Below are 26,581 nucleotides of genomic sequence, written 5' to 3'. Positions count from 1 at the left end.
GAGACATGACGGTGCTCGCGGGATCCGGCCAGTTCGGCCATGAGCTGCGACGATGGCGGACACGACGCCGCGTCAGCCAGCTCGACCTGGCGATCCGAGCCGACACGACCCAGCGCCACCTGAGCTTCCTCGAACGGGGCCGATCACGGCCCGGACGCGCCATGGTGGTGCGGCTCGCCGAAGCCTTGGGGCTGTCGTTGCGGGAGCGGAACGAACTGCTGCTCGCCGGCGGTTACGCGCCGGTCTACGCCGAGACGAGGCTCGACGCGCCCGAACTGGGGCCGGTGCGTGAGGCGCTGGACCGCATCCTGGACGGGCACCTGCCTTACCCGGCGGTCGTCGTCCGTTCGTACGGGGAACTGGTCGCGGCCAACGCGGCGTTCGGCGTCCTCACCGAGGGCGCCGCGCCCGCACTACTGGAACCACCGGTCAACGTGCTGCGCCTCGCCCTCCACCCGGACGGCATGGCCCGCCGGGTCGAGAACCTCACCGAGTGGGGCCGCCACATCACCGGCAGCCTCCGCGACCGGGCTCGGCGAAGCCCCGACCCAGCACTGGAGCACTTCATCGCCGAACTGGACGGCTACGTGCCCGACGCGGAACCGTCCGCCGACCACCTCGGCTTCGCCGTCCCGCTGCGCCTACGGGTCGACGAGGGCGAACTGCGCCTCATCACGACGCTGACTTCGTTCGCCACCGCCGTGGACGTCACATTGTCCGAACTGCGCCTAGAGGCATTCCTACCCGCCGACGAGAAAACAGCGACCATCCTGGCCCAACACACCTGAACCAACTGCCTTGCGCTACGCCAGCACCCCCCGTCCCTCTCGCCATCAACCGCGCGACCAGCAGGCCGCCCCGTCCCTTTCGGTATCGACCGCGCGACCGGCTGTCGCGACCTCCGGCAGCGGGTCCTCGTCCAGGAGTGCGAAGAGCGCGGTGAGCAACGAGAGTGGGTCGTGTGCGCTGGCCGCCGACGTGGCGGCGGCAGCCCGGACCCGGCCGTCGTCGTGGCGGAACATCGTTCTCAGCAGGTCCGCGGGGTCCTGTTCGTCGCCGAGCGCGTCGACATGGACGGGTATCGCGGCGGCGAGCAGTTCGGCGTCCCGCTGGCCGGGGGCGCACAAGGCGCCGGTGACCTGCCTGATCCGCGGCCACTGGCTTCGAGGGATGAGCCGCGCCGGCAGGTTCTGCAATGCCTGGAGGCCGACCAGCACATCGTCCGGCCGTTCGCCGCGGCAGAGGGCGAGCGCCTGCTCGACGACCGCTTTGACGTCGAGGTGAATGAGCTCGTCGAGCGCCGCGAAACGCTGGGTCGAGCCCGCGGGGTGTGCGCGGGCGCGGTCGAGCGCGTCGGCGGCCTCCGCTTCACGTCTGGTCCTGCGTCCGAGCACGCTTGAATCTTCCGGCGAGGCCGCTCCCGCTGTCCCTTGTGGATCTTGGCATATGCGGTCATGCCGGATAGATCAGGTCTGATGCGAGGCGGCGGCCGGGCCGGTTTATTCGTTTGCGATCGTGCCGTGCGGCGGATGACGATGCCCGTGTGCGGTATTCGATCAACGTCCCGAACTTCGGGGACTTCGCCGACGTCAGGACCGTGGCGCGGGTCGCGTCCGCGGCGGAGCAGGCCGGCTGGGACGCCCTGTTCGTCTGGGACCACGTCGTCTACGACAAGGTCGAACGCAAGACCTTCGGGGATCCTTGGATGCTGCTGACGGCGGCGGCGCTGGCGACCACCCGGATCAAGCTGGGCACCCTGGTCACGCCGGTCCCGCGGCGGAGACCGCAGCAACTCGCCCGCCAGGTCGCCACGCTCGACGCCGCCAGCGGCGGACGGGTGATCTTCGCCGCGGGCCTGGGCGGGCCGGTCGCGGACGAATACGGCGCCTTCGGTGAACCGACCGACAAGGCCCTGCTGGCCGAACGCCTGGACGAAGGCCTCGACCTGCTCGCCCGCTTCTGGTCCGGGGAGCCGGTGACCCATCACGGCCGCCACTACCAGGTCGAGGACGTGACGTTGCTACCCGCCACGGTGCAGCGGCCCCGTCCACCGGTCTGGACCGCCGGGTTCTGGCCGAACCGCCGTCCGATGCGCCGCGCCGCCCGCTGGGACGGCGCCGTCCCGCTGTTCGGCCCCGATTCGCATGGCTATGCACCGTCCGCCGAGAACGTCCGGGACCTGGCCACCTACGTCCACCAGCACCGAGGCGAGGGGAACGGGCCGTTCGAGATCGTCGTCGGCGGCGTCAGCCCGGCCGGTGCCGCCGAGGCGCGCGACCTGATCGGCCCGCTGAGCGACGCGGGCGCCACCTGGTGGGACGAACGGCAGCGCATCGACACCGACGACATCGACAAACTCACACCCGTCCTCCGCCGCATCGAACAAGGCCCACCGGTCCTCTAGCCACGCTCCCGCCAAGATCTGAATCAACCACCGCTGAGCGGCGCTCGTGCATGTGCCGCCACCGGCGAATGGCGCTCGTTCGTGTGCGGTTAGTGCGAGTGCTGGTCGTTCGTCGGCGGTTGGTGGCGAGTGGCGGTGATTTGGTGTGGCGAGTGGCGGTCTTTGTGTGCGGCGAGCGGTGAGTGGTGGTCTTTCGGGTGCAGTCGGTGGTGAGTGGTGGGCGGTCGTATGCGCTTAGTGGTGGTTGTTTGTGTGTGGTCAGTCAGCGGGTGGTTGTTTGTGTGCGGTCAGCGGTGGGCGTTGAGGACTTCGCGGGCCAGGGCGGTGCGTTCGGCGGCCTCCTGTGCTGCGGCCTTTCGCTCGGCCTCGACGCGGGCGTCGTAGGTGGCGCGGGCGGTGGCGATCGCGTTCTGGTGCGCTTCCGTCCAGGTCACCAGGGAGCGGATGGTCTCGTGCAAGGTCGAGCCCATGGGCGTGAGGGCGTAGTCCACGCGCGGCGGGACGGTCGGGTGGACGGTTCGGCTGACGAGCCCGTCCCGCTCCAGGTGCCGCAGCGTCCTGGCGAGCATCCGCTGGCTGATGCCGTCGATCCGGCGGCGCAGCTCGGTGAAGCGGAGCGACCGCTGGTCCAGCAGCGCGATGACGAGCAGCGACCATTTGTCCGCGATGCGGTCGAGGATCTGCCGGACCTCGCAGTCGTTGCGGGTGTCCCACTGCAGGACGTCCTCCTCGGCGGCGGTATCCCCGCAGTAACCAGGGGGCGCGAAAGTTCCGTCTTCCATGTCTCCCGATGGTGACTGAGGATGCAGTCGGTAACAAGAGGGAACCGGCGTCCCGTTCGGGAACCGGGCTCTCGTCGAGAGAGGAGCCTGCCCATGTCCACATCCGCGGCCCGCCTGGACGGACGCGCCTGGGCGTCGCTGTTCGTCCTGTGCGGCGCGGTCTTCCTGGAGGGAATCGACGTCGCGATGCTGAACGTCGCGCTCCCGTCGATCCGGGCGGACCTGGGTTTGTCGACCGGGATGCTCAGCGGCGTCATCAGCGCCTACGTCGTCGGCTACGGCGGGTTCATGCTGCTCGGCGGACGGGCCGCGGATCTGCTGGGCCGCCGCCGCGTCTTCCTCTTCTGGCTGGTGGTCTTCCTCGCGTTCTCCGGACTCGGCGGGTTCGCCACCGAAGGCTGGATGCTGCTGCTCGCCCGGTTCGTCACCGGCGTCGCATCGGCGTTCATGATGCCCGCGGGGCTCGCGCTGGTCACCGCCACGTTCCCGGCCGGTCCCGTGCGCACGAAGGCGCTCGGCGTCTACGCGGGGACGGCCGCGGGCGGCTACACGCTCGGCCTCGTCGCCGGTGGGCTGCTGACCTCGATCGGCTGGCGCTGGGTGTTCTTCGCCCCGGTCATCCTGGCGGCGCTGATCCTGATCGCCGCGGTCCCGCTGATCAAGGAGCCGGACGCCGCCGAACCTCAGGCCCGGTCGGACACCGCCGGGCCCCAAACCGGCTCGGACGGCGTCCAGTCCCGCGCTGGTATGGACGGCGTCCAGTCCCGCGCTGGCTCGGGCGCTGGCGAGCCCTACGCCGGGTCGGGCGGTGCGGGTGGTGCGGGTGGCGGGCTGGGCGTGGGGAGGCGCAGGCACTCGGGTGGTGGGTTTGATCTTGTGGGGGCGTTCAGCGTCACCGGTGCGATGCTGCTGCTCGCGTACGGGGTCGTCCGGCTGGAGCGGCCGTCCCACGGTGCGGCGCTCACCGGCTGCGTCTTCGCCGGCGGGCTGGCGCTGCTCGCCGCGTTCGTCGTGATCGAGCGCCGGGCCGCGAGCCCGCTCCTGCGGCTCGGAATCCTCCGCTCAGCCGCGCTCGTCCGGACGAACCTCAGCGCCGCGCTGTTCCTCGCCGCGTTCGCCGGGTTCCAGTTCCTCATGACGCTGTACCTGCAGGAACTCCGTGGTTGGACGACCTGGCAGACCGGCCTCGCCATGCTCGTCCTCGGCATCGACACCGTCCTCGCGCCGACGCTCACCCCGCGCCTGGTGGGCCGCTACGGCAACCTCCGCGTGCTGCTCGGCGGACTCGTCCTCGCGGCGGTGGCGTACGGGCTGTTCCTGCCGGTCGGGCTCGACTGGGCCTACACGATCATGTTCCCGATCATGGCGCTGCTGGGGATGGCGTTCGCCCTCGCGTACGGGCCGCTGACCATGGCCGCCACGGACGGCGTGGACGAGAGCGAGCACGGCCTGGCCGGCGGCCTCTTCTACACCGCGATCCAGTTCGGCACGGCGCTGGGCCTTTCCACGGTGACCGCCGTCCAGGTCGCGGCGCTCGGCGGCGAAGGATCCCGGGACGCGGGCCTGGACGCCATCCGGACCGCGCTGGCCGTACCGTTCGCCGCGGCCCTGCTGGCGGCCCTGGTCACGGCGTTCGGCCTCCGCACCCGCGCCGCCGCCCGGCCTCCCGAGAGTGGCGACCCCGCCCACGACCCTGTCGAGACCGCCGCTTGACCGATCTCGTCGAGACCGCTGCTTGACGGATCCGTCGAGACGGCCGCTTGACGGATCTCGTCCAGACCGGCGCTTGACCGATGCCGGGCCGCAAGCGTAGTTACCCGATCGTAATCCATTAGGCGCGGCTCGGTAGACTCGTCGTCCGGTACGCCTGACCCCGATCCGAGGAGCGCCACTCGTGGCCCTAGTCGTGCAGAAGTACGGTGGCTCCTCCGTCGCCGACGCCGACGGCGTCAAGCGGGTCGCCCAGCGCATCGTCGCGACGAAGAAGGCGGGCAACGACGTCGTCGTCGTGGTGTCCGCGATGGGCGACACGACGGATGATCTCATCGATATGGCCAAGCAGGTCAGCCCGCTGCCGCCGGGACGCGAGCTGGACATGCTGCTCACCGCGGGCGAGCGGATCTCGATGGCCCTGCTCGCCATGGCCATCGCGAACCTGGGCCATGAGGCCCGCTCGTTCACCGGCTCCCAGGCCGGCGTGATCACCGACGGGTCGCACGGCAAAGCCAAGATCATCGACGTGACGCCCGGACGGATCCGCACCGCGCTCGACGAGGGCTCGATCTGCATCGTGGCCGGGTTCCAGGGCGTCTCGCAGGGCACCAAGGACATCACGACCCTCGGCCGCGGCGGGTCCGACACCACGGCGGTCGCGCTGGCCGCCGCGCTGGACGCCGACGTCTGCGAGATCTACTCCGACGTGGACGGCGTCTTCACCGCCGACCCGCGCATCGTGTCCGCCGCCCGCAAGATCCCGAAGATCTCCTACGAGGAGATGCTGGAGATGGCGGCGAGCGGTGCGAAGATCCTGCATCTGCGCTGCGTGGAGTACGCGCGCCGCTACAACATCCCGATCCACGTACGGTCCTCGTTCAGCCAGAAGGAGGGCACGTGGGTCGTCGACAGCAGCGAGATCGAAGGACAGGACGACATGGAGCAGGCGATCATCTCCGGCGTCGCGCACGACCGGAGCGAGGCGAAGATCACCGTGGTGGGCGTGCCCGACAAGCCCGGTGAGGCCGCCACGATCTTCACGGTGCTGTCCGATGCCGAGATCAACATCGACATGATCGTGCAGAACGTGTCGGCGGCGTCCACGGGGCGGACCGACATCTCGTTCACGCTGCCGTCCACGGACGGGCAGAGCGCGCTGACCGCCCTCAACAAGCTGAAGGAGCGGATCGGGTTCGAGTCGCTCCGCTACGACGACCGCATCGGCAAGGTGTCGCTGATCGGCGCCGGGATGCGCTCGCACCCCGGCGTCACCGCCACCCTGTTCGGCGCGATCGCCGAGGCCGGCGTGAACATCGAGATGATCTCCACGTCGGAGATCCGGATCTCCGTCGTCGTCGCCCAGGACGACATCGACACCGCGGTCGCCGCCGCGCACCGCGCGTTCGACCTCGACGCCGAACAGGTCGAGGCCGTCGTCTACGGCGGCACGGGCCGCTGACTCCGAAACACCGCCCGTCCGTCGGACCGTCCGCTGATCGCTGACGACGGCCTTGTGCGTTTGTGGGCCTTGCGCGTCACGTGACGCAGTCGGGCGGATCGGACGGTGGCAGCATCCTCCGGGAACCGGTCGGGGACGACGGAAGTTCAGAGGATGTGAGTGCGACGATGGACTCGGCTTCCGGGCTGCCGACGCTCGCGGTCGTCGGCGCGACGGGGGCGGTCGGGGCGGTGATGCTCGATCTGCTGTCCACCCGCCGGGACGTGTACGGGGAGATCCGGCTCGTCGGTTCGGAACGGTCCGCCGGGCGGGCGCTGAAGGTGCGCGGCCGGTCGGCGGAGTCCGTGGCGCTCGCCCCCGAGGTCTTCGACGACGTCGACATCGCGACGTTCGCCGTCCCGGCGCCGGTGGCCGAGGAATGGGCGCCGGTCGCGGCGGGGCGCGGCGCCGTTGCGGTGGACGGCTCGGGCGCGTTCCGGATGGGACGGGACGTGCCGCTCGTCGTCCCGGAGGTGAACCCCGAGCGGGTGCGTGATCGTCCGCGGGGCATCGTCGCGGGTCCCGGCTGCACGACGCTTTCGATGATCGTCGCGCTGGGGGCGCTGCACGGGCGGTACCGGCTGCGGGAGCTGGTCGTCGCGTCCTACCAGGCGGCGTCGTCGGCGGGACGGCAGGGGATCGACACGCTGTACGCGCAGATGGAGAAGGTCGGTGGAGACCGGACACTCGGCAACCGCGCCGGCGACATCCGCGGCGTGGTCGGCGAGTTCGGACCGTTCCCGGCGCCGCTCGCGATGAACGTCGTGCCCTGGGCGGGGACGCCCGAGGAAGGCGGCTGGACGTCCGACGAGCTGGCCATCAGGGACGAGACGCGCAAGATCCTCGGGCAGCCGGAGCTGAGGGTGTCGGCGACGTGCGTCCGCGTCCCGGTGGTGACCGCGCATTCGGTGGCCGTCCACGCCGTGTTCGAGGAGCGCACCGACCAGCGGGAGGCCCAGGAGATCCTCGCGAGGTCCCCGGGCGTGGTGCTGTGCGACAGCCCGGAGACGCACGAGTTCCCCACCCCGTCCGACGTCGTCGGCACCGACCCGACGTGGGCGGGACGCGTCCGCCGCTCGCTCGACGACCCGTACGCGCTCGACCTGTTCCTCTGCGGCGACAACCTGCGCAAGGGCGCCGCGCTGAACACCGCTCAGATCGCCGAGCTCGTCGTCGCCGAGATCACGGGGTGAGGGCCGCGAGGACCGCGGACGTGTCCAGATAGAACGGCCGGAACTCTGTGACCAGGCCGTCCCGCACCGTGATCCACTGCATGATCGACGTTTCCAGCGTGCGCCCGGTCGGACGGGACTGGAAGACGCACCGGTTGTAGGTCGCGACCGTCTCGCCGTCGACGGCGAAGCGCTGTTCGAGGAACGCGAGGGACGACCACGCGTCGCTCATCGCCGCCATGAACCGCTCCATGCCGTCGTGTCCGCGCCACGTCCCGCCGTAGGGAAGCACTTCGGCCTGGTACATGACGACGTCCGGCGCAAGGTGCGCGGCCATGCCACCGAAGTCGGCCTTGCCGGGCCCACCGGCGGACAGATATTCGGCTTCGGCGGCATAGAACCCGTGAAGCGCGTCGAGTGCGTCCGTCATGCCAGGTAAACACCGCCTAGGACGAACACGTTGCGGCACAGAGAACGTTCCCAGGGCACGGTGACGTCTTCGCGTCAGGTGCGGGGGAGGGCTCCGCATCGGTGGGACGGCGGGACGGCGGGGTGGGGCCGTAGGGTGGCATGCGTGACCGAGACGAAGGCCGTGAAGTCCGAGCAGACACGGTCCCTGATCGTCGAGACGGCGCTGAAGCTGTTCAGGGACCGCGGATACGAGGCGACGACGATGCGCGCGATCGCCAAGGAGGCGGGCGTCTCGGTCGGCAACGCCTACTACTACTTCGGGTCCAAGGAAGAGCTGATCCAGGCGTACTACGACGAGCTGCAGGACGAGCACGTCGCCGCCTGCCGCGCCGTCCTGGACGCGGAGAGGGCGTTCGCGCCGCGGCTGCTCGGCGTCCTGAAGGCCCGGGTCGACACGATGGTCCCGTACCACGAGTTCGCGGGGAAGTTCTTCAAGTTCGCCGCCGAGCCGACCAGTCCCCTCAACCCGTTCAGCGCCGAATCGGGCCCCGCGCGCGAGTCTGCGGTCGCGATCTACCGCGAGGTCGTGGACGGCTCCGACCTGAAGATCGACAAGGAGTTCCGGGCGGAGCTGCCCGAGCTGCTGTGGATCTACTCGATGGGCATCGTCCTGTACTGGGTGCACGACAGCTCGCCGGGCTGCCGCAAGACGTACCTCCTCGTCGAGCGGACGGTCCCGCTGGTCAACCGCATGGTGTCGATGTCCCGCATGCCGGGCTTCAAGTCGGTGACCCGGGAGCTCGTCGGCATCATCCGCGAGGTCCGCGCCTGACACCCCCGTGCGACGGGTTAGCGGAAGGTGATGTCCCAGTGGTCCTTCTCGCGGGCGAACAGGGTGCCGTCCGGTGAACGGTAGAGCCGTGCGCCGTCGCCCCGGACGCCCGCCGACGGGTAGCGCTTGATCGCACGGTCGACGCACGCGCTCGTCGCGATGTCGAGTTTGTAGCCTTTCCAGTGGCTGTAGGGGCCGTCGGCGTGGCCGCGTTCGGTGCCGCCGGTGACGGTGATCTCGCAGCCGCTCGACTCCGCGAACCCGATCAGGCCCTTGATCGTCCCCCAGCGGACGTTCTCGAACGAGGTGCAGGACGTGATCGTCCGGTCGGAGCAGCCGCCGGTCGAACTCCACTGGATGCCGTTGCCGCGCAGGACGTCCTCGGCGACCCGATGCCGCAGGCGCACCGACTTGGGCATGTCGTGAACGAGGTCCCCCGCTGCGTTCAGCGGGCTCGCCGCCCCGGGCTCCGGCTGCGGCTCCGTTGCGGTTCTGGGATGGGTCGGGGACGGCGGAGGCGCGACGGGGCGTCCAGCGGGGACGGCCTCGCGGTCGGGAACGCCCGCGCCCGGCACAGGCGGGGCGGCTGGTGGAGCCGGACGTTCGTCTGTGGCGACGTCAGGCTGTTGGGCGGGGGCGATGGCCGTGGCGGCTGCGGTGTCGCGGTTGGGAGCGGGTGCGTGCGGCAGTACGGCGCCGCCGGCCGTTCCGGTGGCGGGCGGCCCCGGACGTCGTGCGGGGATGGCACGCCGGGCCGGCGCGAATCTGCTGATCGATGCTGGACGTGAGATCGCTGCGGGCCTGGCGGCCGAAGCCGGCTGCCGGGACGAGGGCCTGAGGTCGGCGGCGGCCGACGCCTTCGGAGGTGCGGCGGCGAGGGCCGTGGTCGCCATCGCCGCGCCGGTCGCCAGGGCCGTCAGGCGATATGCCGGGCCGTGAGCCGCGGGTATTCGGTGACGGGCGGCGTGCCGGACGAGCGCATGGACGTGGAGAAGCCGTGTCATGTGATCCCCCCGATCGATGACGGACGAGCGCCGGGGGGCAAGCCGTGTCCATCACGGCTCATTGCTCACAAGCGGCCGATCAGAGGAGTGCCCGAGCCTTTGATCTTGTAAACCCCGTCCCAGACGGCGCCGGGCCGAGGACGACCGGGCGACGGGCGGCGCCGATGGGCAGGAGTACCGGCGCGAGCCGGCGCCGCCGATGAAGTCCGCGGTGCCGTAGGCGAGGGCCGACGAGAGCGCGAGGAGGATTCCGAGGTTCGTGGGCGTGGGAGATCACCGTCGAGAAGACCGGCGGCTACATCTACTCGCGGGCGAGGACGGCCAGGGGGACGGCCAGGGAGGACGGGTCTTGCCGCAGCCGAACGGGGCCGACGAAGTCACGCTTACTGGGCTCCACCCGGTTCACGACCGTCCCGCCGATGCTGGCGACGGGGCCGGGCGATCGTCCGCAAGCCGCAGGCGTTCCTGCTGGACGAGCCCCCGTCCAACCTAGACGCGAAGGACCTGGAGATCACCGACGGCGAGTTCATGATCTCCCCCGGGAAGATCAGGACAGACCCAGATGCTTGCGGGCGAAGTCCATTTCGGCGGCCATCTGGGTGATCCGCTCCTCGACGACGAGCGAGCCGTGACCGGCGTCGTACCGGTACACCTCGTGCGGACGGTCCAGCTCGGCGAGCCGCCCGAGATAGTTGTCGATCTGCCGGATCGGGCAGCGCGGGTCGTTCTCCCCGGCGAGGATCAGCACCGGCGCCTTCACCTGCGAGACGTAGGTGATCGGGGACGACTGGCGGTACAGGTCGGGCACCTCGTCCGGGGAGCCGCCGAACAGCGACCGGTCGAACGCCTGCAAACCCTCCATTTCGTCCTCGTACGCGGCGACGTAGTCGGCGACCGGGACGGCGGCGACCCCGACGCTCCAGTCGTCCGGCTGCGTGCCGATGCCGAGGAGGGTGAGGAACCCGCCCCACGAGCCGCCGGTCAGGACGAGCCGCGACGGGTCGGCGAGCCCGCTCGACACCGCCCAGTCGCGGACGGCCTTGATGTCCTCCAGCTCGGTGAGCCCGACCCGTCCCTCGATGGCGTCGCGCCACTCCGACCCGTAGCCCGTCGAGCCCCGGTAGTTGACGCGGACGACCGCGAACCCGTGGTCCACCCAGGCGGCGGCGGACGGGACGAACGAGTCGTCGTCCTGCGCCGTGGGCCCGCCGTGGACGTCGAACACGGTCGGACAGGGGCGGTCGCCGTCCGGTTTGCTGACCAGCGCGTGGATGCGCCCGGCGGGACCGTCCACCCACACGTCCTCGACCGGGACGGACGGCGGCGCGACAGGCCCCGGCGGCGTGAGCACCACCGCTTCGTCCCGAGGGGTTGGCCCGCCATCAGGGCTCGTGCCGGACGTCGCCCTGATCACCGGCGGCTCGGCGGCGGACGACCAGGAGAACTCGACCGTCCCGTCCGGCCGGACGCCCGCCGCGCCGATCACCCCACGCGGCGTGTCGATCCTGGTCAGGGCCTCGCCGGACAGGTCGTACCGGTACAGCTCGTCGCGCGCCTCATACGAGTGGGAGATCAACAGCGCCGTCCCGTCCGGGTACCAGTCGGCGCCGATCTCGCCGGGCAGGTCGAGGACGATCTCGCGTTCCGTGCCGGCGACCGGGTCCCAGATCAGCATTTCGTCCCGGCCGCGCCGCTCATGGTTGACGAGAAGCCGCGCATCGCCGTCCACCGGGGCGAATCCGGCCCCGTAGACGCCCTTGCCCGGCCCGTCCCACAGGTCGGCGACCGTGGAACCGTCAGGGCGCAGCACGCGCAACGCCATGTGGCGGCTGTCGCCGTGCTCGCTGTGTCCGATCGCTATCAGCGACTCGTCCCGCGACAGCGCGGCGATGTGCGCGTCCTCTGCGTGGTGGTAGAGCACCTCCGGCGACGCATCGGGGCGACACAGATGGATCGTGTTTCCCGCGTCGGTCGTCCGTCCGACGACGGCGAGACCAGTACGGCCTAGGGACAGCCCAGACGGATACGACGGCTCCAGCCCAGGGACGGCCGGAACGCTCTCCGCGCCTTCATCCGCGTTGAACGGGACACGTTTCCATACACCGAACTCGTCGCCGTCCGTGTCCGCGAACCACCACACCCATTCACCGGACGGATCGAGAGTGCCGATCCAGGTGCCGTTGGGCCGGTCGGTCACCTGACGTTGCGCGCCGGTGTCACGGTTCCACGTGTAGATCTCCCACGTCCCGGTGACGTTCGACCGGTAGATGCTGTGGTTCGGGGCGTCACGCGCCCATCGGGGCAGGCTCATCCGGGCGGCACGGAAACGCGCCTTCCAACGCTCGTCATCGACCATGCCCACCAGTATCGCGGCCCATCAGACGACGCCGAGCTCACGAAGCCCAAGCCTGCCCTCCCCCATCGACCGTAAGCGTCGACCGTCCGCGTGCGGCGTTCCGCATTGGCGTTCCGCGTCGGCGTTCCGCGTCGGCTGTTCGCGTGCGGCGTTCCGCGTCGGCTGTCCGCATCGACCGTCCGCGTCGGCTGTTCGCGTCGGCTGTTCGCGTCGACCGTCCGCGTCGGCCGTTCGGATCGGCCGTCCGTATTGGCCGTCCGCGTCGGGCACTGTATCGGCGGCCAGGTGATCTCGCATCGCCGATTACGCAACAGCCTGGACTGACGCCTCGGTGGGTGCTCGGACGTGGCCATGGAACGCAACACGCGAGCGACGCGACGACCTAATAGGCCTGCTGGGGGAGCACTTCAGGAGTCCATCAGGCTCGTTGGAGGTGGGCAGGTCGCCTCGGCACTTGTATCGGCTTTCAGCTGGTCAGGCGGCCGAGGCTCTGGTCGATCGCGGCGCGGACCTGGCGGTCCATGGCTCGGGCGAAGCCCGCATCGACCATGATCTGGGCGTCCGGACGCAGCCGGGCGAAGGCCTCGGTGAGGTGGCCGAGGTCCTGCTCGCCGATGCGTCCGACGACGTGCGTGGCGATCAGGCGGACGAACATCGCGGCCAGGTCGTCCATGCTGCGCTGGAGTTCCCGCCCGGCCGACAGCACTTCCTCCAGCGGCACCCCGGCCCGGACGAGTGTCACGGTCGCGTCCAACTGTCGGCGGCTCCAGTAGGTGACGTGGTCGCCGTCCAGCTCGATGTGACCGAGCGCGACGGCCCGCTCAACGAATTCTGGGTCGGCCTCACCGGGGAAGAGCGCCGTCAGTTCGTCCAGCGTCATGGTCACCGAGACCTCGTTCGACCACGGGGTGGTGACCGCCCTCTCGACGCCGAGGACGGTCCCGATGTCGCGGCCCTCCTCCCATGCGGACAGCAGTTCCCGGATGCCTTCGAGGGTGTGGCCGCGCTCAAGCAGATTCGCGATCATGCGGAGGCGCGCCAGATGGTCCTCGGAGTAGAGGCCGATCCGTCCCACGCGGCGCGGCGGCGGCAGCAGCTTGCGCTCCTGGTAGTAGCGCAGCGTCCGCACCGGGACGTCGGCGACCTTCGCGAGCTCGCCGATGCGGTACTCGCGCCCACGACCGGGGGCGCCGTCGTGGTCCTCCGTCGGCACTTCGCACACGGCCGCAAGCATAGGCGGTCACGCCCCGTGTACCCCGTCCACGGCCGCACTCGCACGCTCACCCATCGCGTAGGGGGAGGCGGTGTCGGTGACCCCACTGTCGGGGCCAGAGGCTCAGGACGAGGGCTCGGATCTGGAGGGCCTAGGGCTCAAGCACGTGACCTGAGGCCGGTCCCAAGCCCGCCGCGTCCGGACCCCAAGCCTGCCGCGTCCAGGCCCGGAGCCTGCCGCGTCCAGGCAAGGCCTGCCGCGTCCGGACCCCACGCCTGCGCGTTCAGGCCTCACGCCTGCGCGTTCAGGCCTCACGCCTGCGCGTTCAGGCCCGGAGCCTGTCGCGTTTGGGGCGAACGCGAGGGCGGGTCGAACGCGAGTATGGACGGGGTGTGGGGGAGATTACCGACTTGGGTGGTTTGTTGGTTCGTCAGGCAGGGTCGGGTGGAGGTCGCACGATGGCGGTGCCGGCGTCGAGATCGATGCGGGTGCGCGGGGGCGCGCCGTCGCTCTCCTCGTCCCGCAACATCAGCGAGGACCGCCGCTGCTCCTGCTGGTGACGGTGAGTGCCGTTGAAGAAGGCGTCCAGTTCGCCTACCGCGATCGCCGAGACGGGGCGGCCCGTCTCGTCCCGCCTCCAAGGCAGCCGGAACCTGCGGTTCGCCCACAGGCCGGCGCGATCAAGGACGGCGAACGCGACCAGCGCGATCACAAGGCCAGGGATGGTCATGAAGACAATGAACGCCACGTCCCTCCAACGAACCTGCCCTGTCAGCGGTTGCGTGTCCCGGCGGTTGCACTCACCAGGCCGAGACGAGCTCATTCGAAGGAGCGCCCGCTACGAAGGGGTGTCCGGCGGACCTGGCCATGCAACGGCCCTGGCAAGCCGGGACGAGATCACGCTTGTGAACTCGTGTGTCCGCCTCTCGCCCGCAAGCGTTAGGCAGGTGCGGCGGCCGCGCGTGCCAAGCACAGCATGCGAGAAACGCGGGCGGACGAACAGCCCGGCCGACGACGCCCAGCCGCCCGGCCCTAGAACGCGTGGGCCGGAGGACGAGGGGCGAGGGGAATGAAGCGTGCGGTGCGGGGCCGCGCTAAGTGACGCGGCGGACCGTCAAGGTCTTGCGTTGTCGGCGCGGGCGCCTTTCATTCGTGACCTGGGACGCCTCGGCGGCGAGCAGGTCGCGGAGCGAACGCGGGACGATGTCCTCGCGCCGGTCGGTGAACTGTGAACGCATCAGATGTCCTCCTTGCCGCATGGCGGCGGTGGTCAGGCGGCGGTCGTGAGTTCGCGGTACGCCTCGGACACGGTGGAGAGGGCCCAGCGCATCCGCGTGATGTAGGTCTCCGGGTGGTCGCCGGCCTCCTGGGCGACGACGGCGACGCAGACGGAACTGTCGCCGTCACAGGCGCCGATCCGGGCGTCGATGGCCTTGCGGACCTGCTCGGGGGAGGGGTGGTCGGACTCCTGCAGCCCGCAGCAGAACAGGATCTCCGCCAGGTCGGCTGTGTTGAGCGAGGTGGGGGGCGTGTTCGACATCTTGTGCCTTCTTCCTGCGGAGGGGGCCTCGTCCCCCTGCTGCTGAATATGACTCTGCCGGTTCGGCAAACTCATCGCCATAGGGGAAAACCCCCATTCATGGTGGAGTAATCCCCCGGTAGACCCGTAGTCCGGATCCTTTGCACAGCACCAAGTCTAACAGAACGGAACGTTTTGTTCCATAGCTCCTGGATGTGAGGTCGGACCTCTGACCTGCGGGCTCGCAACAGGTTGAGCTACTACCGTGGCCGCCGGACGGCCCTGATCCGACCCTGACCGTGCACCCTTAGGGACGCGCGTCGTCCGCTCCGGCTCATCGCGCCGACAGCGCATCGCACCGTGTCGGGGAACGGTTCCGCCAAGATCGGCGGCGCCGTCACCCTGCTGACCCCCAAGACCGACCAAAGATCACCAACGGCACAACGCCCGGAGACTTCGCCCGGTTCGGGAGTTCGCCTGGGCGTTGACACTTCGCCCGGGCTTTGCGCGCGCATCCCCGACCGCCAGGCTGTCAGCCGCAGCCGGATCCGGCCGCCCACCACCAGCCGCAATGGCCGCCTTGCCCCTTCCGGACTCCCTGGTCTGTGGTGGGCTTTCATCGGGTGCAGGGCCGGAGAGCCCTGCGAGGCCCCGCGGGGCGCGGGCGCTTGGACTGGACCGGCGCAGCTTGTGACGTCGTCGTCATCGCACTACGTCGTAGACGAGCTTCGCGACGCCGTTGGAGTAGGTGGCGGAATCCCGGAGCCTCAGATTCCGCTTGTCCAGGTCCTGGCGGCTGAACAGGCTCTTTCCGGCTCCCAGCAGGACGGGGAAGACGAGCAGGTTGTATCGGTCGATCAGATCTGCGCCGGCCAGGCGCCGGGCCAGCTCCGCACTCCCGTGGATGAAGATCGCCCCGCCCTGGCCCCGCTTGAGCGCCGCGACGTCCTCGTCCGAGCGCAGGATCGTGATCGGACCCCAGCCGTCGACCAGGTCGTCGTCCGCGAGCGTCGTGGACACGACGTACTTCGGAAGGTCCTTGTAAGCCGCATGGTCTTCAGATCCTGGCCAGATCGGCGCGAAGGCGTCGTAGCTGCGACGGCCGAACATCAGGGCCGTCGTCTCGGCCAGCTCCTCCGCTTTGAGCGAGTAGGCCTCCGGCACGAACTCGGTACGCAGCACCCACCCGCCGCTGCGGTGGCCCTCGGCCTCCCCGCCCGGCGAGTCCACCACACCGTCGAGCGACATGAACCCCGTGTAGACCAGCTCTCGCGTCATCCTTCTTCCTTTCAGAACCGGCTGCCTGATCGGCTGCCTGCGTGGGATTCACCCTGCCAGCAGCCGTTTACCGTTTCCTTACCGCCTCCCGCCAGGCCACCGGCGGCGACGTCGCCTGGGCGTCGCCCACGCACCCCCCCGCCCGCCGGCTTCACTGGGCACCCACCACTAGCCACAATGGCCGTCCGCCGCCAGCGCCCGGACCGCCCGCCGCCAGCGCCCGGACCGCCCGCCGCCGCTGCTTCTTCTGTGCGGCCCTACCTGAAACGGGACACACCACGTCCGTATCGGGTAAACCCGACGTCAGCTGAGCCGCCCGAACACGGGACGCGGCCGCGGAAGCCGTCCACCCACCCCTCCGGCCGTTGCGTCGACTGTGGCGTTCGCCGTGACCCCGGCTGTTCTCTGGGCTGTGCTCGCCGTGGGCTGGGCCGTGGGCTGAGCTGTCACCTGGGGCGTCAGTTGGGCCGTGAGCTGGGCGGAGGCATCGGGGAGGAACGGATTCAGGAGTTCGGCGACCGTCCGGCAGGCCCTGACGAGCACGGCCAGGACGGCGTCCAGCCGCGCTGGATCGTCGGACTTCGCCAGCTCCCAGGGCCGGACGCGGTTGATGTAGCGATTGGTCTCATCGACGATCGTCCAGACCGCCGAGGTGGCGCGCCGGAAATCGAAGTTCTCCAGTGCGGCGTCGACGAGCGCGGGCGCGTCGCGGCATACCTCGTCCAGCGGCTCGAATAGGTCGTCGCAGGCGGGAACGACCCCGTCCCGGTACCGGTGAACCATCGAGACGACCCGATTCACGAGGTTCCCCAGCCCGTTCGCCAGCTCGTCATTCGCGCGGGCTATCAGCCGCTCGGCGGTGAAGTCCGCGTCCCCGACCCTCGGCACTTCGCGGAGCAGCCACCACCGCACGGCATCCACGCCGTATTCATCGACCAGCGCGGCAGGGTCAATGGTGACACCGCCGGACTTGCTGATTTTCCGTCCGTTCGCCGTCAGGTATCCGTGCACCAGAATCTCGTCCGGCAGCGGCAGCCCGGCCGACAGCAGTATCGCTGGCCAGTACACCGCGTGAAACCGCAGCACGCCTTTCCCGACGAGATGGGTGCGCCGGCCACCTCCCGTCCACCACCGCTGGAACTCCTGACCGTCGCCGCCGTAATCGAGCGCGGTGATGTAATTTCCCAGCGCGTCCCACCACACGTAGATGACCTGCTCGGGATCGCCGGGCACCGGAATCCCCCATCCCCGCGCCCGCTCGACCGAACGCGACACCGAAAAATCCTCCAGACCGCCCGCGATGAACGACAGGACCTCGTTACGGCGCTCAACCGGCTCGATCCGCAATGCGCCACCACTGATGAGGCCGTGCAACCGCTCCGCGTAACGCGACAGCCGAAAGAACCAGTTCTCCTCCGACACCCGCTGTGGGACGGTCCCATGCTCAGGACACAGTCCCTCGACCAGCTCGCTCTCCCCGTAGAACTGCTCGCAACCGACGCAATACAGTCCCTCATAATGCCGCCGATACAGATCGCCTGACTCGGCGCACACCCGCCACAGCCGTTCGACCCCGGCCCGGTGGCGCGGATCGCGGCTTGTGCGGATGACGTCGTCCACCGACAGCGACAGCGGTCCGGCAAGCGCGATGAACTCCGCGGCCAGTTCGTCCACGAACTCCTGCACGCCGATACCGGCGGCCTCGGCGGCCAGTACGTTCTTGAGCGAGTTGTCGTCCGTCCCGGCTTGGAACCTGACGGCCTCTTCGTCACGCCGCCTATGCCGGGCGAGCACGTCCGCCTGGACGAGTTCCAGCGCGAACCCGAGATGCGGCCGCGCATTGACGTACGGGATCGTCGTCGTGATGTAAGCACCCATGGGAACCTCCAGAAGAGCCCGGAGCCCCAAATAGGAAGAGGCCCCGCGAACAGGGCCTCGAAAACGTCCGTCCAGCGTCAGCGGCCCCGCGAGCGGGGCATCATCACTTGGCGACCGGACGTCTTCATACTCCCAAACTACCAACCGGCACTGAGCCGACGGCATCCATTTTCGTCGACCCCCGGCTACGGCATCTCGGAGCGCGCGGCGCGGAACGCGACGAAGCAGTCGCTCAGGACGGCATGGTCGAACTCCGCGTGACCGGCGAGATGGTCGCGACAGGCCACCGAAACCGCCTCCTAATCAGGTCGCAATACTCGGACGGCGTAGAGATCGGACACCGCGAGCCGCTTGCGCCACCTCCCCCGCATCTCGATCAGGCCGCGCCCGACGGCGTCGCGCCGACACAGGCCGAACACCACGAAACACGGGTCCGCCGCCTCAGAGCGGAACTGAGGCCAGGCCTGTCGTCGCCCTCGCGTGCCCAGCCGCCCGCCAGCCCAGCAGGACGGCCCGCGGCCCACCCACCACAATCATCGGACGGTCGAACCGTCGAGTTGGTCGGCGGCCGCTCGTCAAGCACGATCAAGTGCGGTGCTCAGGTCGTCCAAGTACCCGGAGACCGGGCCGAGGGTGATCAGCCCGCTGCTTGCCCCGGCCAACTCTCCCGCCGCCGGGACGAGCTCACTGTGTGCGCGTCTCATCAACTCGCGATCGTCTACGGCGATGGCGGCCCGGGCAATCAGGCACCACATGGCCTCGAACAGCAGATCGCGCGGCGGCTGCGGCACTCTCCGAAGCGTCGCCAACGCCTCAGACCGCCGACCTCGGGCCAAGGACACCAACGGGCGGACCCACGGCTCGTAAGGCCCCCAATCCGTGCGGGCGTCCGTCTGGGCGGGCAGCCCCTGCCGCACGCGCAGGCACAGCCGCGAAAGCGCAGGCAACCCACTCTCAAGGCCGGGCATCCCAGCCCCGTCCAGCCGCGCGACTGCGTCCTGATAGGCGGCGTCCACCTCGGCGTTGACCTCTCCCGCCGCCTCGCTGGACGCCGCGAGCCGCAGCGCCCGGTACCACTGCGTGAACACGCTCACCAGCGGCAGCTCATGGCGCGCGGCAAGTTCATCGGCGGCGGCCGCGTGCCGGTCGGCTCCGGCGAAGTCCCCGAGCGCGCTCCGCGCCTGGACGCGGACGAGATGCCCGAGCACCTCGAACGTGACCAGCCCATGCCGTCCGGCCAACCCGACCAGCTCGGCCCCGATCTCGTCCCGCTCCGGCGCGAGCCCCGCCCGCTGGAACGTCTGCATGTAAACACCGTTGAGGACGAACGCCAGCAGCCCAGGATCGTCCAGCCCCCGGGCGATCCGCTCCGCCTCCAACGCCGCCTCGCGCCCGCGCCCCGAACGGTCCCCGCGCGACTCCAGCGCCACCGTAGCCAGCAACCGCGCCCGCAACACATCACGCCCCCGCGTGGGTACGTTGCGCGCTCGCGCGTGCTCCTGTGCGGGGAGGGCGGTGAGGGTGCGCTCTGCAGCCGCCACAACTTCAGCGGCCTGGCGCGGATCGTCCGAACGCGTCCAGATCGCCGGGACGTCGTACGCGCCGATCACCCGCGCGGTCAGCTCCGCGTCGCCCAGTTCCTCGGCCGCCGCGATCGCGGCCGTCCGCTGCTCCCGGGCCGCCTCCAGCCCGCCGCCGCCCGTCACCGCGAGGTCGCGCAGGATGCCCACCGTCGACTCCAGCCGCGCCCGCGCGCCGGATGCCACAGCCCGGTCATAGGCCGCGGTCGCCCGCGCCCACACACGCGCCGCCGCATCCTCCCTCAGGACGGGCCGGTCGGCCTCCCCTAGGACGGGCCGGTCGGCCTCCTCCAGGACGGGCCGGTCGGCCTCCTCCAGGACGGGCCGGTCGGGCTCCCCCAGGACCGGACGGTCGGGCTCCCCCAGGACCGGACGGTCGGCCTGACGCAGGATGTCCTCCTCCAACCGGCGCAACGCAGGGCCGGGATCGAGCCCGAGCTGCTCGGCCAGCAGTGTCCGCGCCCGGCGCAGCACCGCGAGCGCGTCCCTCTGACGCCCGGTGTGGTAGAGCGCGAGGGCCAGGAGCCGCCAGGCATCTTCACGCCAGGGGTGCTCAGCGACGTGGGCGTCCAAATCCGGCACCGCCTCGGCGGCGCGCCCCAGATCCAGCTTCGCCTCGGCCAGCCGCTCGACGGCGCGCAGCCGCAGCTCCGCGAGTCGGGAGCGCTCCGCCCTCGCCCACCCTTCGTCTGCGAACTCGGCGTACGCGGGGCCGCGCCACCACCCCAACGCCTCGTCCAGACTCGCGACCAACTCCCCCGCCGGACGCGACGCCGTCACGACCTGCTCGAACCGCCAGGCATCCACCTCCCTCGACCCGACCCGCAGTGCATACCCCGGACCCTCGGTGACGAGCACCCGCGGCGGCGCCCGCGGCGGACGCTCCGGCTCCACCGCCCGCCGCAAAGCCGCCACGAAGGTACGAACGGCACCCATCGCACCCACCGGCGGGTCGATCCACAGATCATCGACCAGCCGTCCCACCGGGACGACCCGTCCACGCGCCACGATCAGCCGCGCCAGCACGGCCCGATGCTTCGGACCCTTCAACGCGATCACGTCACCGGAGCCATCCCAGGCTGTCACCGGCCCCAGCACCCCGAACACGACCCCCACACCGGCCACGCTATAGCGCTCATCAGATGCTCATCCAACTTCGGCAGCCTGTGGATATGTACGAGACCACGCCGAGCATCCCCGGCTTCGAATACCACCGCATCCCCGTCGCGGACGGCGTCTCCCTCAACACCGCCATCGCGGGCTCCGGCACGCCGATCATCCTCCTGCACGGCTTCCCGCAGACCCACCTCATGTGGCGCCACGTCGCCGCCGACCTCGCGTCCGACCACACCGTGATCTGCCCTGACCTGCGCGGATACGGCGCCAGCGACAAACCGGGCGACAGCTACTCCAAGCGCACCATGGCCGCCGACATCGTCGCCCTAGCCCGCGCACTCGGCCACGACAGGTTCGCCCTCGCCGGCCACGACCGCGGTGGCATCGTCGCCTTCCGCGCCGGCCTCGACCACCCGTCGACGATCACCCACCTCGCCTGCCTGGACGTCCTGCCGACCCTCGACATGTGGGACGCGATGCACGGCGTCACCGCCGCGGTCGGCTTCCACCTCTACCTGATGGCCCAGCCACCCGGCCTCCCCGAGCAGTTGATCGCCGCCTCCCCGGACGCCTTCTTCGGCCACTTCCTCGACCTCTGGGCGAACGATCCGTCCGCGATACCGCCCGACATCCGCACCGCCTACCTGGACGCCTGCCGTAACGCGATCCCGTCCATCGTCGCCGACTACCGTGCGTCCGCCGGCATCGACATCGAACACGACCAAGCCGACCGCGACGCAGGCAACCAGATCCCCATGCCCGTCACCGTCCTCCAGCAAGACTGGGGCGCCGCCCTGGGCTTCGACGCCAAAGCCCTCTGGCAAGCCTGGGCCAAGGACCTCCACCACGAAACCGTCCCCCACGGCCACTACATGGCCGAAGAGTCCCCAGCCGAAATCACCAGGACCCTAAAGGCCCTCCTGACCCGTTAAGCAACGCACCGGCCGCCACAAGCGAGCACCCGTAGTCGTCCCCAGGAACAGACAAGCCGCTCAATCAAACAAACCTGAAGGAAGCTGCCACCAAGATCCTCTGCGCCTCCCCCACAATGGTCGGCTAGAAGAAAGGCGGCCCACCCTGGGTCGCCGCCCACGCCCACACATAGATGATGAATGCGGTCGCCACTAGTCCCAGCAGCATTTCCCAGTTGAGCGGCGCGCCGCTCCGTCCACCCCTGTGGGCCATGACCACCACCCGTTTCGTCCGGCCGTCACCGTCATCCCCTCACATAGCCGGACGACCTCCTAACAACCCCACCATCCAGTCATGTTTCGGTGAACATCCCCACCCCGCCCTCACAAGCAGGCCACCGCCCCGACCGACCACAGGCACCGAAGTCAACCATTCACAACCTTCGGAGCAACCGCGATTCCCCAAAACACCACACACACCGGCCCAGCCAACCCCAAAGACGGGGACCTCCCTCCAAACACTCAGGAACGCGGTATTACTACGACGCCCACTGGACAACCCACACTCCCGCCAGGCAGGAGGATCAGACACCTCAAGTCGCGGCGACACAGAAGCCGACTCGGCCCGAGCCGGCCCTCTCCAGTCTCCGACTCACTGAATCCGAGACAAGACTTTCCCGTCGCATCCCCACAGACCAGACACCGCACCGTCCGCTCCCCGCCTCGAACCATCCGACATCCGGACATGTCAAAATGCCATATCTAAGCCACCCACTATTTGTTTCAAGTGACGGCTCCCGCCTCACCGCCAACGCCTGATACTTTCAGCGAGGCAGTACGGTAGCGCAAGGTACACAAAGGAGTCGCGAGCCGTGAACGGCAACTCGGAGGAGTTCGGCCGCCCGTCCGGGATCGACACCACGGTGGCCCACACCGCCCGGATCTGGAACTACTGGCTCGGCGGCAAGGACTATTACGAAATAGACCGGCTGGTCGGCGACCAGATCAAACGCCTGCACCCCAGCGTCATCGACTACGCACGCGCCGACCGCGTGTTCCTCGGTCGTTCGGTGCGCTTCCTAGCGGAAGAAGTCGGCATCCGCCAATTCCTCGACGTCGGGACCGGTATTCCCACCCACGACAACACGCACGAGGTCGCACAACGAGTAGATCCCTCATGCCGCGTCGTATACGTCGACAACGATCCGCTGGTCCTAGCCCACGCTAACGCACTCCTGACCAGCACCCCAGAAGGCGCCACCGCCTACCTGCACGCCGACCTTCACGACCCCGACAGCATCCTGGAACAGGCCGCCGACACACTCGACTTCACCGAGCCGACCGTGCTCACCCTCCTGGGCGTAGTCATCTTCATCGAGGACGACGAAAAGGCTTACAACGTCGTCCGCCACCTAGTAGACGCGCTCCCATCAGGCAGTCACCTAGTCCTCTCCCACACCATCACCAGCCCCACGATGCCTGACGTGGACGAAGCAGTCGCGTACTGGAACAAGCACGGCACCCCCAAACTGACCCAACGCACCCCCCAACAAATCACCCGCTTCTTCGACGGCCTAGAACTCCTGGCCCCAGGCGTAGTCTCCTGCTCCCGCTGGCGCCCCGAAGCCACCCCTTGGGGCGACCCCGAAGAAGTAGCCATGTACGGCGCCGTTGCCCGCAAACCCTAACCTCAAGAACCGCCCACGAAATCATAGGCAAGACAGCATCGCCATATCGCCGAACTCATCGAAGGAGGCGATAGCCACTCAAATTCGCAGAGAACCTGGAGGAGCGCGCACCTGCGCTGCCCCTCGAGTTGCCAGGTTGGCCGAGCCTGTTCACCCTCCCGACACTCCAATCACCCACTGCATAGTCTCCTTGCCGAACGGACCGGATGAACAGTACGACCGAAGGGTCGGCGAAAGACTTCCGGACACGACTTACCCTGTTAATGACAACCCGCCTCCAAGAGCCTGTCGGGAAACCTGATTCACTCGCCGGACCCTGGCCACTGAGGTGTACGGTGGGAACGTGATCTGAGTCACCAAAGACCAAAGCGCTGCCAGTGCTGATGGCTCGATTCTCCATCAGGCGAGCCCGGGCCATGGTTCGAGTGGTTTCCTGGCGGACAACGTCGGGCGGTGGGCCAGACTTCACTCGACAAAGGTGCGCTTGGCCGACGACGTGAGTGGCGCGAGAATGGTTAGTTGGCTGAAGCGAAAGTGTTCAGTGAAACCGGCGAACAGATATCTCTGCGGCACTGGACCGAACAACACGGAGATATCGGGGAGGATTAACCTTCTCACGACTCATCTCAGGCCCGACGCGTTGACTCTTCAGACCGGTCTGGCTCTGACGGAGGCAGAATGACCGACACACCCCACCCTCAATGGCATGCTCCAGTGACGGCACCCGCCGGCCTCTCGATGCAGGGCCCTGGAGGAACTACCGTCGTCCCGGCCGACGCTGGACTTCGCCTTGGCGCCCGGTTCCTCGACGGGATCGTCACCCTGTTCATCACCCTCGCCAGCGGACTGGTGGTAACCGGTGTCTTCGCCGCGATCAATGGCGGGAACATGGACAATGTGGGGCCGGAGTACGGCGTCCCGATGCTGGTGGTCATCATAGGGACGCCGTTCCTCTACGAGTGGCTTCAGATTTCGCGGTGGGGGGCGACCCTGGGAAAACGCGCCGTCGGGATCAAGGTCGTCCGCGCTGCGGACGGCGGTCCTGTACCGAAGGGACGAGCCGTGCTAAGGGCCCTCTGCTTCTCCCCGGGCATCTACTACGCGCCGAACTATCTGCCTGTTCTTGGCCAGTTGAACATACTGTGGCTGCTCTGGGACCGTCCTCTTCGCCAATGCCTGCACGACAAGGCCGCCAAGACGATGGTGGTGCGTGGTCGAGTGACGCAAAAGGCTCCCGTCCAACTGCCAGGCTCGACAGCGTTCACCAGATAATCTCGCGGACGGTGCACCCGGATCCGCGACGACCCCAAGCCCCGCACCGCGCGCCGGACGCGCACACGCAGGCCCGCAGGCCGCTGGCGCGGCGACGTGTGCAGAGAACGAATTCCGCGCTGAGCGCACGGGGCGCGCGCATACTCACGCGCGTGAGACGCGCACGAACGATTCAGAGGCCCGGCCCCTGAACCGGAGTCGAGCCTCTGACCTGGTATTTCATCTGTCGGGGTGGCGGGATTTGAACCCACGACCTCTTCGTCCCGAACGAAGCGCGCTGCCAAGCTGCGCTACACCCCGGTGGTGGCTGCCCGGGAGTCGTACGGTCTCCCGGCGCCTAGTCCACCCTAGCGGATGTCAGGGGGTGGTGCGTCCCTATTTACCTGGCCCCCGGCGGGCGGTGAAGCCGGCCATGGCGCCGTTGGGGGACAGGTGGACGTCGGTGAGGCCGGCGGACGTCAGCCAGGAGCGGAGGTCGGCGAGGGTGCCTGAGGGGCCGAAGATGCCCTGGCGGCGCATGAAGGCGTAGAGGGCTTCGGTGCGGCGGCCCGTGTTTCGGACGAGGGTCGTGCCGCGGAGGGTGCCGCCTGGGCGGAGGACGCGGGCCAGTTCGGCGACGGCCGGGGCCGGGTCGGGGAGGCAGTGCAGGCCGTTGTAGGTGACGCAGAGGTCGAAGGTCGATGTGGGGAAGGGGAGGGCGTAGATGTCTGCCTGGAGGAGGGTCTTCGTCTTGCGGCGGGCGCGGTTGAGCATCGTCCGGGAGAGGTCGACGCCGACGTGGCGGGGGTTGTCGCGGACGGCGATGCCGCCGCCGCAGGGGATGTCGAGGGTGAGGGCGGACGGGTCCTGCGCGGCGATCGCCTGGTGGAGGTGGCGGATGTCGTAGTTCCAGAGGAGGCGCGCCGCGATGCGGCCGAGGACCGGGTTCTGGACGGCGTAGTCGTAGCCCGTGACGGAGAGGTGGCCGGTCTTCCAGCGGTCGCCGTCGGTCACGAGCGGGGGACGAGGGTGAGGAGGGACGCCTCGGGCGGGCAGCAGAAGCGCATGGGGGCCTTGGGGGACGTGCCGAGTCCGGCGGAGACGTGGAGCCAGGAGCCGCGGTGCCGGTGCAGGCCCTTGACGCGTGGACGGTCGATGCCGCAGTTGGTGGCGAGGGCGCCGTAGAACGGGACGCAGACCTGGCCGCCGTGGGTGTGCCCGGCGAGGAGGAGGTCGTAGCCGTCGGCGGTGAAGCGGTCAAGGTTGCGGGGTTCCGGGGAGTGCAGGACGCCGAGGTGGACGTCCGCCTGCGGGTCGACCGGACCGGCGATCTTGTCGTAGTGGTCGCGGTCGATGTGCGAGTCGTCGATGCCGCCGAACTCGACGTCCAGCTCGCCGACCTTGAGACGGCCGATGCGGTTGTTGAGGTCGAGCCAGCCGGCGGCCTGGAGGGACGAGCCGAGCTCGCGGTACGGGAGGTCGGGTTCGCGGCGGTGCCGGCCGTAGTCGGACTTGCTGGTCCGCCAGATGTAGCGGAGGGGGTTCTTGAAGATCGGGGAGAAGAGGTCGTTCGAGCCGTAGACGAAGACGCCGGGACGGTCGAGGAGGGGGCCGAGCGCGTCCAGGAAGGGGCCGATCGTGTCGCGGTGCGAGATGGAGTCGCCGGTGTTGACGACGAGGTCCGGTTCGAGGGCGTCCAGGGAGCGGACCCAGCTGATGAGGCGGGACCGGCCGGGCGTGAGGTGCGCGTCGGAGATGTGCAGGATCTTCACCGGCGGGCGGCCGGGCGGCAGCACGGGCACGTCCATGCGGCGGAGGCGGAACCAGTTCCGCTCGATCACCGAGGCGTACCCGAAGGTCGCGGCGCCCGCGCCCAGGAGTGCCAGGGGCACGGCGTAGAACTTTCGCACGCCTCCATGGTTCCAGAGAATTGCACCGCACGGTAATCCCGATGAGGCTTCCGGTACCGGGCGGG

Annotated in this window: 24 protein-coding genes and 1 tRNA gene; 10 read left to right on the top strand and 15 right to left on the bottom strand. The window is 69.3% G+C overall.

Annotated elements, in window-relative coordinates:
- Nucleotides 1-5: 5 nt before the first annotated feature.
- On the top strand, nt 6-788 hold the full coding sequence (locus ACH34T_RS38415; RefSeq protein WP_396025912.1) for a helix-turn-helix domain-containing protein: 783 nt from the start codon (nt 6-8) through the stop codon (nt 786-788).
- 45 nt (nt 789-833) lie between these two features.
- Here ACH34T_RS38415 and ACH34T_RS38410 read toward each other — a convergent pair whose 3' ends face one another.
- Nucleotides 834-1,394: a hypothetical protein gene (locus ACH34T_RS38410; protein ID WP_396025911.1), complete on the bottom strand. Its 561-nt coding sequence runs from the start codon at nt 1,392-1,394 to the stop codon at nt 834-836.
- Between the two features lie 149 nt (nt 1,395-1,543).
- On the opposite strand from ACH34T_RS38410, the gene ACH34T_RS38405 reads away from it, so the two are divergent.
- Nucleotides 1,544-2,404 carry an LLM class flavin-dependent oxidoreductase gene (locus ACH34T_RS38405; RefSeq protein WP_396025910.1) on the top strand — a complete coding sequence of 287 codons (861 nt, stop codon included), beginning with the start codon at nt 1,544-1,546 and terminating at the stop codon, nt 2,402-2,404.
- A gap of 287 nt (nt 2,405-2,691) precedes the next feature.
- Here ACH34T_RS38405 and ACH34T_RS38400 read toward each other — a convergent pair whose 3' ends face one another.
- Nucleotides 2,692-3,186 carry a winged helix-turn-helix transcriptional regulator gene (locus tag ACH34T_RS38400; protein ID WP_396025909.1) on the bottom strand — a complete coding sequence of 165 codons (495 nt, stop codon included), beginning with the start codon at nt 3,184-3,186 and terminating at the stop codon, nt 2,692-2,694.
- Nucleotides 3,187-3,279: 93 nt separating this feature from the next.
- Between ACH34T_RS38400 and ACH34T_RS38395 the strand changes: the two genes are divergently transcribed.
- The 3 genes from ACH34T_RS38395 to ACH34T_RS38385 all read left to right on the top strand — a co-directional run bounded on the left by ACH34T_RS38395 (nt 3,280) and on the right by ACH34T_RS38385 (nt 7,590).
- Entirely contained in the window at nt 3,280-4,899 is a 1,620-nt protein-coding gene (locus ACH34T_RS38395) for an MFS transporter (RefSeq protein WP_396025908.1), read from the top strand.
- A 181-nt stretch (nt 4,900-5,080) separates the two neighbouring features.
- Nucleotides 5,081-6,358, top strand: coding sequence for an aspartate kinase (locus ACH34T_RS38390; RefSeq protein WP_396025907.1), 1,278 nt, complete (start codon nt 5,081-5,083; stop codon nt 6,356-6,358).
- 167 nt (nt 6,359-6,525) lie between these two features.
- Nucleotides 6,526-7,590: an aspartate-semialdehyde dehydrogenase gene (locus ACH34T_RS38385; protein WP_396025906.1), complete on the top strand. Its 1,065-nt coding sequence runs from the start codon at nt 6,526-6,528 to the stop codon at nt 7,588-7,590.
- Here ACH34T_RS38385 and ACH34T_RS38380 read toward each other — a convergent pair.
- On the bottom strand, nt 7,580-7,999 hold the full coding sequence (locus tag ACH34T_RS38380; RefSeq protein ID WP_396025905.1) for a nuclear transport factor 2 family protein: 420 nt from the start codon (nt 7,997-7,999) through the stop codon (nt 7,580-7,582). The genes ACH34T_RS38385 and ACH34T_RS38380 overlap by 11 nt on opposite strands.
- Nucleotides 8,000-8,143: 144 nt before the next feature.
- Between ACH34T_RS38380 and ACH34T_RS38375 the strand changes: the two genes are divergently transcribed.
- Nucleotides 8,144-8,812: a TetR/AcrR family transcriptional regulator gene (locus ACH34T_RS38375; protein ID WP_396025904.1), complete on the top strand. Its 669-nt coding sequence runs from the start codon at nt 8,144-8,146 to the stop codon at nt 8,810-8,812.
- A 17-nt stretch (nt 8,813-8,829) separates the two neighbouring features.
- On the opposite strand, the gene ACH34T_RS38370 is transcribed toward ACH34T_RS38375, so the two are convergent.
- A complete protein-coding gene (locus ACH34T_RS38370; RefSeq protein WP_396025903.1) occupies nt 8,830-9,231 on the bottom strand; it encodes a hypothetical protein in 402 nt (133 codons plus the stop codon).
- Nucleotides 9,232-9,553: 322 nt separating this feature from the next.
- Here ACH34T_RS38370 and ACH34T_RS38365 point away from each other — a divergent pair, with 322 nt between their 5' ends.
- Nucleotides 9,554-9,751 (top strand): hypothetical protein, encoded by a 198-nt coding sequence (locus ACH34T_RS38365; RefSeq protein WP_396025902.1) that lies wholly within the window; start codon nt 9,554-9,556, stop codon nt 9,749-9,751.
- A gap of 612 nt (nt 9,752-10,363) precedes the next feature.
- Here the strand turns inward: ACH34T_RS38365 and ACH34T_RS38360 are convergent.
- The 8 genes from ACH34T_RS38360 to ACH34T_RS38325 all read right to left on the bottom strand — a co-directional run bounded on the left by ACH34T_RS38360 (nt 10,364) and on the right by ACH34T_RS38325 (nt 20,756).
- Nucleotides 10,364-12,172 (bottom strand): prolyl oligopeptidase family serine peptidase, encoded by a 1,809-nt coding sequence (locus ACH34T_RS38360; RefSeq protein WP_396025901.1) that lies wholly within the window; start codon nt 12,170-12,172, stop codon nt 10,364-10,366.
- A 466-nt stretch (nt 12,173-12,638) separates the two neighbouring features.
- The gene (locus ACH34T_RS38355; RefSeq protein ID WP_396025900.1) at nt 12,639-13,394 is read right to left on the bottom strand and encodes a MerR family transcriptional regulator; all 756 of its coding nucleotides are present in this window, start codon (nt 13,392-13,394) and stop codon (nt 12,639-12,641) included.
- Between the two features lie 421 nt (nt 13,395-13,815).
- Nucleotides 13,816-14,115: a DUF6191 domain-containing protein gene (locus ACH34T_RS38350; RefSeq protein ID WP_396025899.1), complete on the bottom strand. Its 300-nt coding sequence runs from the start codon at nt 14,113-14,115 to the stop codon at nt 13,816-13,818.
- Nucleotides 14,116-14,479: 364 nt separating this feature from the next.
- On the bottom strand, nt 14,480-14,623 hold the full coding sequence (locus tag ACH34T_RS38345) for a hypothetical protein (protein ID WP_396025898.1): 144 nt from the start codon (nt 14,621-14,623) through the stop codon (nt 14,480-14,482).
- A 32-nt stretch (nt 14,624-14,655) separates the two neighbouring features.
- Nucleotides 14,656-14,925 (bottom strand): hypothetical protein, encoded by a 270-nt coding sequence (locus ACH34T_RS38340; protein ID WP_396025897.1) that lies wholly within the window; start codon nt 14,923-14,925, stop codon nt 14,656-14,658.
- 681 nt (nt 14,926-15,606) lie between these two features.
- A complete protein-coding gene (locus ACH34T_RS38335; RefSeq protein WP_396025896.1) occupies nt 15,607-16,182 on the bottom strand; it encodes a dihydrofolate reductase family protein in 576 nt (191 codons plus the stop codon).
- Between the two features lie 303 nt (nt 16,183-16,485).
- On the bottom strand, nt 16,486-18,225 hold the full coding sequence (locus ACH34T_RS38330; RefSeq protein ID WP_396025895.1) for a class I tRNA ligase family protein: 1,740 nt from the start codon (nt 18,223-18,225) through the stop codon (nt 16,486-16,488).
- 410 nt (nt 18,226-18,635) lie between these two features.
- Complete coding sequence (locus ACH34T_RS38325; RefSeq protein WP_396025894.1) at nt 18,636-20,756, bottom strand: BTAD domain-containing putative transcriptional regulator; 2,121 nt, start codon at nt 20,754-20,756, stop codon at nt 18,636-18,638.
- A 56-nt stretch (nt 20,757-20,812) separates the two neighbouring features.
- On the opposite strand from ACH34T_RS38325, the gene ACH34T_RS38320 reads away from it, so the two are divergent.
- The 3 genes from ACH34T_RS38320 (at nt 20,813) to ACH34T_RS38310 (ending at nt 24,627) form a co-directional block, all read left to right on the top strand.
- A complete protein-coding gene (locus ACH34T_RS38320; RefSeq protein ID WP_396025893.1) occupies nt 20,813-21,688 on the top strand; it encodes an alpha/beta fold hydrolase in 876 nt (291 codons plus the stop codon).
- Nucleotides 21,689-22,539: 851 nt separating this feature from the next.
- Complete coding sequence (locus tag ACH34T_RS38315) at nt 22,540-23,355, top strand: SAM-dependent methyltransferase (protein ID WP_396025892.1); 816 nt, start codon at nt 22,540-22,542, stop codon at nt 23,353-23,355.
- Between the two features lie 678 nt (nt 23,356-24,033).
- On the top strand, nt 24,034-24,627 hold the full coding sequence (locus ACH34T_RS38310; RefSeq protein WP_396025891.1) for an RDD family protein: 594 nt from the start codon (nt 24,034-24,036) through the stop codon (nt 24,625-24,627).
- A 226-nt stretch (nt 24,628-24,853) separates the two neighbouring features.
- Here ACH34T_RS38310 and ACH34T_RS38305 read toward each other — a convergent pair.
- The 3 genes from ACH34T_RS38305 to ACH34T_RS38295 form a co-directional block, all read right to left on the bottom strand.
- Nucleotides 24,854-24,927: transfer RNA gene (locus ACH34T_RS38305), tRNA-Pro, on the bottom strand.
- 75 nt (nt 24,928-25,002) lie between these two features.
- Entirely contained in the window at nt 25,003-25,620 is a 618-nt protein-coding gene (locus ACH34T_RS38300) for a class I SAM-dependent methyltransferase (RefSeq protein WP_396025890.1), read from the bottom strand.
- Nucleotides 25,617-26,516, bottom strand: a complete 900-nt coding sequence (locus ACH34T_RS38295) for a metallophosphoesterase (RefSeq protein WP_396025889.1) — start codon at nt 26,514-26,516, stop codon at nt 25,617-25,619. Before ACH34T_RS38295 ends, ACH34T_RS38300 begins: the two co-directional genes overlap by 4 nt.
- Nucleotides 26,517-26,581: the final 65 nt, after the last annotated feature.

Origin of the sequence: Actinomadura sp. 9N215, assembly GCF_044326345.1 — a bacterium.
In the GTDB taxonomy this organism is placed as follows: Bacteria; Actinomycetota; Actinomycetes; order Streptosporangiales; family Streptosporangiaceae; genus Spirillospora.
The sequence above is the reverse complement of the archived record's forward strand: the minus strand, read 5'-3'. Positions and strand labels throughout refer to the sequence as shown.

Excerpts from the sequence above, each read along its gene's own strand:
- ACH34T_RS38415 (WP_396025912.1), top strand. The coding sequence starts at position 6 with ATGACGGTGCTCGCGGGATCCGGCCAGTTCGGCCATGAGCTGCGACGA.
- ACH34T_RS38340 (WP_396025897.1), bottom strand. The coding sequence starts at position 14,925 with ATGTCGAACACGCCCCCCACCTCGCTCAACACAGCCGACCTGGCGGAG.
- ACH34T_RS38330 (WP_396025895.1), bottom strand. The coding sequence starts at position 18,225 with ATGCCGTCGGCTCAGTGCCGGTTGGTAGTTTGGGAGTATGAAGACGTC.
- ACH34T_RS38350 (WP_396025899.1), bottom strand. The coding sequence starts at position 14,115 with ATGACCATCCCTGGCCTTGTGATCGCGCTGGTCGCGTTCGCCGTCCTT.
- ACH34T_RS38310 (WP_396025891.1), top strand. The coding sequence starts at position 24,034 with ATGACCGACACACCCCACCCTCAATGGCATGCTCCAGTGACGGCACCC.
- ACH34T_RS38395 (WP_396025908.1), top strand. The coding sequence starts at position 3,280 with ATGTCCACATCCGCGGCCCGCCTGGACGGACGCGCCTGGGCGTCGCTG.
- ACH34T_RS38385 (WP_396025906.1), top strand. The coding sequence starts at position 6,526 with ATGGACTCGGCTTCCGGGCTGCCGACGCTCGCGGTCGTCGGCGCGACG.
- ACH34T_RS38335 (WP_396025896.1), bottom strand. The coding sequence starts at position 16,182 with ATGACGCGAGAGCTGGTCTACACGGGGTTCATGTCGCTCGACGGTGTG.
- ACH34T_RS38365 (WP_396025902.1), top strand. The coding sequence starts at position 9,554 with ATGGCACGCCGGGCCGGCGCGAATCTGCTGATCGATGCTGGACGTGAG.
- ACH34T_RS38345 (WP_396025898.1), bottom strand. The coding sequence starts at position 14,623 with ATGCGTTCACAGTTCACCGACCGGCGCGAGGACATCGTCCCGCGTTCG.
- ACH34T_RS38380 (WP_396025905.1), bottom strand. The coding sequence starts at position 7,999 with ATGACGGACGCACTCGACGCGCTTCACGGGTTCTATGCCGCCGAAGCC.
- ACH34T_RS38360 (WP_396025901.1), bottom strand. The coding sequence starts at position 12,172 with ATGGTCGATGACGAGCGTTGGAAGGCGCGTTTCCGTGCCGCCCGGATG.
- ACH34T_RS38320 (WP_396025893.1), top strand. The coding sequence starts at position 20,813 with ATGTACGAGACCACGCCGAGCATCCCCGGCTTCGAATACCACCGCATC.
- ACH34T_RS38400 (WP_396025909.1), bottom strand. The coding sequence starts at position 3,186 with ATGGAAGACGGAACTTTCGCGCCCCCTGGTTACTGCGGGGATACCGCC.
- ACH34T_RS38370 (WP_396025903.1), bottom strand. The coding sequence starts at position 9,231 with ATGCCCAAGTCGGTGCGCCTGCGGCATCGGGTCGCCGAGGACGTCCTG.